This window comes from Microbacterium algihabitans (assembly GCF_032464975.1).
In the GTDB taxonomy this organism is placed as follows: domain Bacteria; phylum Actinomycetota; class Actinomycetes; order Actinomycetales; family Microbacteriaceae; genus Microbacterium; species Microbacterium algihabitans.
The window spans coordinates 1-5417 of sequence record NZ_JAWDIU010000010.1 but is presented as its reverse complement, the minus strand read 5'-3'; the positions used below and the strand labels follow the sequence as shown (position 1 = coordinate 5417).

3 rRNA genes are annotated in these 5417 nt (G+C 54.6%); all 3 read left to right on the top strand.

The window, feature by feature from the left end:
- Nucleotides 1-98 precede the first annotated feature (98 nt).
- The 3 genes from RWH43_RS17635 to rrf all read left to right on the top strand — a co-directional run bounded on the left by RWH43_RS17635 (nt 99) and on the right by rrf (nt 5365).
- Nucleotides 99-1620: ribosomal RNA gene (locus RWH43_RS17635) — 16S ribosomal RNA — on the top strand.
- Between the two features lie 415 nt (nt 1621-2035).
- Nucleotides 2036-5148 (top strand): 23S ribosomal RNA (locus RWH43_RS17630).
- Nucleotides 5149-5248: 100 nt separating this feature from the next.
- Nucleotides 5249-5365: ribosomal RNA gene (gene rrf, locus RWH43_RS17625) — 5S ribosomal RNA — on the top strand.
- The 16S, 23S and 5S rRNA genes sit together here, the layout of an rRNA operon.
- Nucleotides 5366-5417 lie beyond the last annotated feature (52 nt).

Below are 5417 nucleotides of genomic sequence, written 5' to 3'. Positions count from 1 at the left end.
GGGGGTTGGCATATGGATACGTCAGTAATGATGTTTCTCTTTGGTCAGTTTCAAACTCGCTGCGGCCCCGTTTTCCCGGTGGTTGTATGCATTTCTTTTTTACGGAGAGTTTGATCCTGGCTCAGGATGAACGCTGGCGGCGTGCTTAACACATGCAAGTCGAACGGTGAAGCCAAGCTTGCTTGGTGGATCAGTGGCGAACGGGTGAGTAACACGTGAGCAACCTGCCCTGGACTCTGGGATAAGCGCTGGAAACGGCGTCTAATACTGGATATGAGCCCCTATCGCATGGTGGGGGTTGGAAAGATTTTTTGGTCTGGGATGGGCTCGCGGCCTATCAGCTTGTTGGTGAGGTAATGGCTCACCAAGGCGTCGACGGGTAGCCGGCCTGAGAGGGTGACCGGCCACACTGGGACTGAGACACGGCCCAGACTCCTACGGGAGGCAGCAGTGGGGAATATTGCACAATGGGCGAAAGCCTGATGCAGCAACGCCGCGTGAGGGATGACGGCCTTCGGGTTGTAAACCTCTTTTAGCAGGGAAGAAGCGAAAGTGACGGTACCTGCAGAAAAAGCGCCGGCTAACTACGTGCCAGCAGCCGCGGTAATACGTAGGGCGCAAGCGTTATCCGGAATTATTGGGCGTAAAGAGCTCGTAGGCGGTTTGTCGCGTCTGCTGTGAAATCCCGAGGCTCAACCTCGGGCCTGCAGTGGGTACGGGCAGACTAGAGTGCGGTAGGGGAGATTGGAATTCCTGGTGTAGCGGTGGAATGCGCAGATATCAGGAGGAACACCGATGGCGAAGGCAGATCTCTGGGCCGTAACTGACGCTGAGGAGCGAAAGGGTGGGGAGCAAACAGGCTTAGATACCCTGGTAGTCCACCCCGTAAACGTTGGGAACTAGTTGTGGGGACCATTCCACGGTTTCCGTGACGCAGCTAACGCATTAAGTTCCCCGCCTGGGGAGTACGGCCGCAAGGCTAAAACTCAAAGGAATTGACGGGGACCCGCACAAGCGGCGGAGCATGCGGATTAATTCGATGCAACGCGAAGAACCTTACCAAGGCTTGACATATACGAGAACGGGCCAGAAATGGTCAACTCTTTGGACACTCGTAAACAGGTGGTGCATGGTTGTCGTCAGCTCGTGTCGTGAGATGTTGGGTTAAGTCCCGCAACGAGCGCAACCCTCGTTCTATGTTGCCAGCACGTAATGGTGGGAACTCATGGGATACTGCCGGGGTCAACTCGGAGGAAGGTGGGGATGACGTCAAATCATCATGCCCCTTATGTCTTGGGCTTCACGCATGCTACAATGGCCGGTACAAAGGGCTGCAATACCGTGAGGTGGAGCGAATCCCAAAAAGCCGGTCCCAGTTCGGATTGAGGTCTGCAACTCGACCTCATGAAGTCGGAGTCGCTAGTAATCGCAGATCAGCAACGCTGCGGTGAATACGTTCCCGGGTCTTGTACACACCGCCCGTCAAGTCATGAAAGTCGGTAACACCTGAAGCCGGTGGCCCAACCCTTGTGGAGGGAGCCGTCGAAGGTGGGATCGGTAATTAGGACTAAGTCGTAACAAGGTAGCCGTACCGGAAGGTGCGGCTGGATCACCTCCTTTCTAAGGAGCATCTGGCACTGGGGTCTTCGGGCTCTTGTGTCCAGGCGCCGGATCAGACCGAATGTGTCTGCCGGTTAGCTCATGGGTGGAACATTTGACTTGGTGTCGGGGACGATGTTCTCGGGTTCAGTACGTGGCTTGCCACTGGAAAGATCTGGTTCGGAGTTGTTGACACATGCACGCTGTTGGGTCCTGAGGGGCCGGGCGCTGACGGGGGTCTTCGGATTCGTTGTTGGTGGCTGTTCCTCGAGGGCCTTTTTCTGGTGTCACGGTTGTGATGTCGGGGAGGGGTACCGCCCGTACTTTGAGAACTACACAGTGGACGCGAGCATCTTCGACATGAGCCTTCGGGTTTGTGTCGTGAAGATGATCTTAAAGATCATTAGTCAATTTTTTGACGATTCAACTCATGTGATTTCAAGTCTTTAAGAGCAAACGGTGGATGCCTTGGCATCTGGAGCCGAAGAAGGACGTAGCAATCTGCGATAAGCCTCGGGGAACTGATAAGCGAGTTTTGATCCGAGGGTGTCCGAATGGGGAAACCCCGCCAGGGCGCGTGCGTACCTGGTGACTCCCGCCTGAATATATAGGGCGGGTAGAGGGAACGTGGGGAAGTGAAACATCTCAGTACCCACAGGAAGAGAAAGCAAAAGCGATTCCGTCAGTAGTGGCGAGCGAAATCGGAAGAGGCTAAACCTAGCGTGTGTGATAGCCGGCAGGCGTTGCATGTTGGGGGTTGTGGGACTTTTCGGATTGTTCTGCCGAATGATCGACGTGACAAGAGAGTATAGACGAACGGTTTTGAACGGCCGGTCATAGAGGGTGCGAACCCCGTAGTCGAAATGCTTGTTCTTGGCGTGAAGAGTATCCCAAGTAGCACGGGGCCCGAGAAATCCCGTGTGAATCTGTCAGGACCACCTGATAAGCCTAAATACTCCCAGATGACCGATAGCGGACAAGTACCGTGAGGGAAAGGTGAAAAGTACCCCGGGAGGGGAGTGAAATAGTACCTGAAACCGTTTGCTTACAAACCGTTGGAGCCTCCTTAGTAGGGGTGACAGCGTGCCTTTTGAAGAATGAGCCTGCGAGTTAGCGATACGTGGCGAGGTTAACCCGTGTGGGGTAGCCGTAGCGAAAGCGAGTCTGAATAGGGCGATTCAGTCGCGTGTCCTAGACCCGAAGCGAAGTGATCTATCCATGGCCAGGTTGAAGCGACGGTAAGACGTCGTGGAGGACCGAACCCACTTAGGTTGAAAACTGAGGGGATGAGCTGTGGATAGGGGTGAAAGGCCAATCAAACTTCGTGATAGCTGGTTCTCTCCGAAATGCATTTAGGTGCAGCGTTGCGTGTTTCTTGCCGGAGGTAGAGCTACTGGATGGCCGATGGGCCCTACAAGGTTACTGACGTCAGCCAAACTCCGAATGCCGGTAAGTGAGAGCGCAGCAGTGAGACTGTGGGGGATAAGCTTCATAGTCGAGAGGGAAACAACCCAGACCACCAACTAAGGTCCCTAAGCGCGTGCTAAGTGGGAAAGGATGTGGAGTTGCTTTGACAACCAGGAGGTTGGCTTAGAAGCAGCCACCCTTGAAAGAGTGCGTAATAGCTCACTGGTCAAGTGATTCCGCGCCGACAATGTAACGGGGCTCAAGCACGCCACCGAAGTTGTGGCATTGACATTTTTGGTAGGCCTTCGTGGTCCAGCCGTGTTGATGGGTAGGAGAGCGTCGTGTGGCGAGTGAAGCGGCGGGGTGACCCAGCCGTGGACGCTACACGAGTGAGAATGCAGGCATGAGTAGCGAAAGACGTGTGAGAAACACGTCCTCCGAAAGACCAAGGGTTCCAGGGTCAAGCTAATCTTCCCTGGGTAAGTCGGGACCTAAGGCGAGGCCGACAGGCGTAGTCGATGGACAACGGGTTGATATTCCCGTACCGGCGAAGAACCGCCCAAGCTAATCCAGTGGTGCTAAGAGTCCTAGCTCGGAATGTTGTTGATCCCTTCGGGGTGAAGGCACGTCCGTGTGAACGCTCGACCCCATGCTGGTGCGGCTAGCGTATTAACAGGTGTGACGCAGGAAGGTAGCCCAAGCCAGGCGATGGTAGTCCTGGTGCAAGTGCGTAGGCCAAGTGATAGGCAAATCCGTCACTTACATAGGCTGAGACACGATGCGGATAAAAAGTGGGTGATCCTATGCTGCCAAGAAAAGCATCGACGCGAGGTTCAAGCCGCCCGTACCCCAAACCGACTCAGGTGGTCAGGTAGAGAATACCAAGGAGATCGAGAGAATCGTGGTTAAGGAACTCGGCAAAATGCCCCCGTAACTTCGGGAGAAGGGGGGCCATCCACTTATTAGGACTTGCTCCGAAAGGGTGTGGTGGCCGCAGAGACTAGTGGGTAGCGACTGTTTACTAAAAACACAGGTCCGTGCCAAGTCGCAAGACGATGTATACGGACTGACGCCTGCCCGGTGCTGGAAGGTTAAGAGGACCGGTTAGCCGCAAGGCGAAGCTGAGAATTTAAGCCCCAGTAAACGGCGGTGGTAACTATAACCATCCTAAGGTAGCGAAATTCCTTGTCGGGTAAGTTCCGACCTGCACGAATGGCGTAACGACTTCCCAACTGTCTCAACCGCGAACTCGGCGAAATTGCATTACGAGTAAAGATGCTCGTTACGCGCAGCAGGACGGAAAGACCCCGTGACCTTTACTACAGCTTGGTATTGGTGTTCGGTGTGGCTTGTGTAGGATAGGTGGGAGACGGTGAAGCATTCACGCCAGTGAGTGTGGAGTCATTGTTGAAATACCACTCTGGTCACTCTGGATATCTAACTTAGGACCGTGATCCGGTTCAGGGACAGTGCCTGGTGGGTAGTTTAACTGGGGCGGTTGCCTCCCAAAATGTAACGGAGGCGCCCAAAGGTTCCCTCAACCTGGTTGGCAATCAGGTGGCGAGTGTAAGTGCACAAGGGAGCTTGACTGTGAGACTGACAGGTCGAGCAGGGACGAAAGTCGGGACTAGTGATCCGGCAGTGGCTTGTGGAAGCGCTGTCGCTCAACGGATAAAAGGTACCTCGGGGATAACAGGCTGATCTTGCCCAAGAGTCCATATCGACGGCATGGTTTGGCACCTCGATGTCGGCTCGTCGCATCCTGGGGCTGGAGTAGGTCCCAAGGGTTGGGCTGTTCGCCCATTAAAGCGGTACGCGAGCTGGGTTTAGAACGTCGTGAGACAGTTCGGTCCCTATCCGCTGCGCGCGTAGGAAGTTTGAGAGGATCTGACCCTAGTACGAGAGGACCGGGTTGGACGAACCTCTGGTGTGTCAGTTGTTCCGCCAGGAGCACCGCTGATTAGCTACGTTCGGGATGGATAACCGCTGAAAGCATCTAAGCGGGAAGCCGGCCTCAAGATGAGACTTCCATACCATTTATGGTGAGAGGCTCCCAGCCAGACTACTGGGTTGATAGGCCGGATGTGGAAGCGTAGTAATACGTGAAGCTGACCGGTACTAATAAGCCGATGACTTGATAACACACCGTTTTTGGTGCTTGCGTCCACTGAGTGGTTCTCGATGTACGGTCGGGAACACAACAATGAAATATCGTTGTTGGTTTTTGAAACATCAATAGTGTTTCGGCGGCCATAGCGAGAGGGAAACGCCCGGTCACATTCCGAACCCGGAAGCTAAGCCTCTCAGCGCCGATGGTACTGCAGGGGGGACCCTGTGGGAGAGTAGGACACCGCCGGACTTCCTTTAAGTCGAAATGGCCACCCAAAGCTGGGTGGCCATTTCGCATTTAC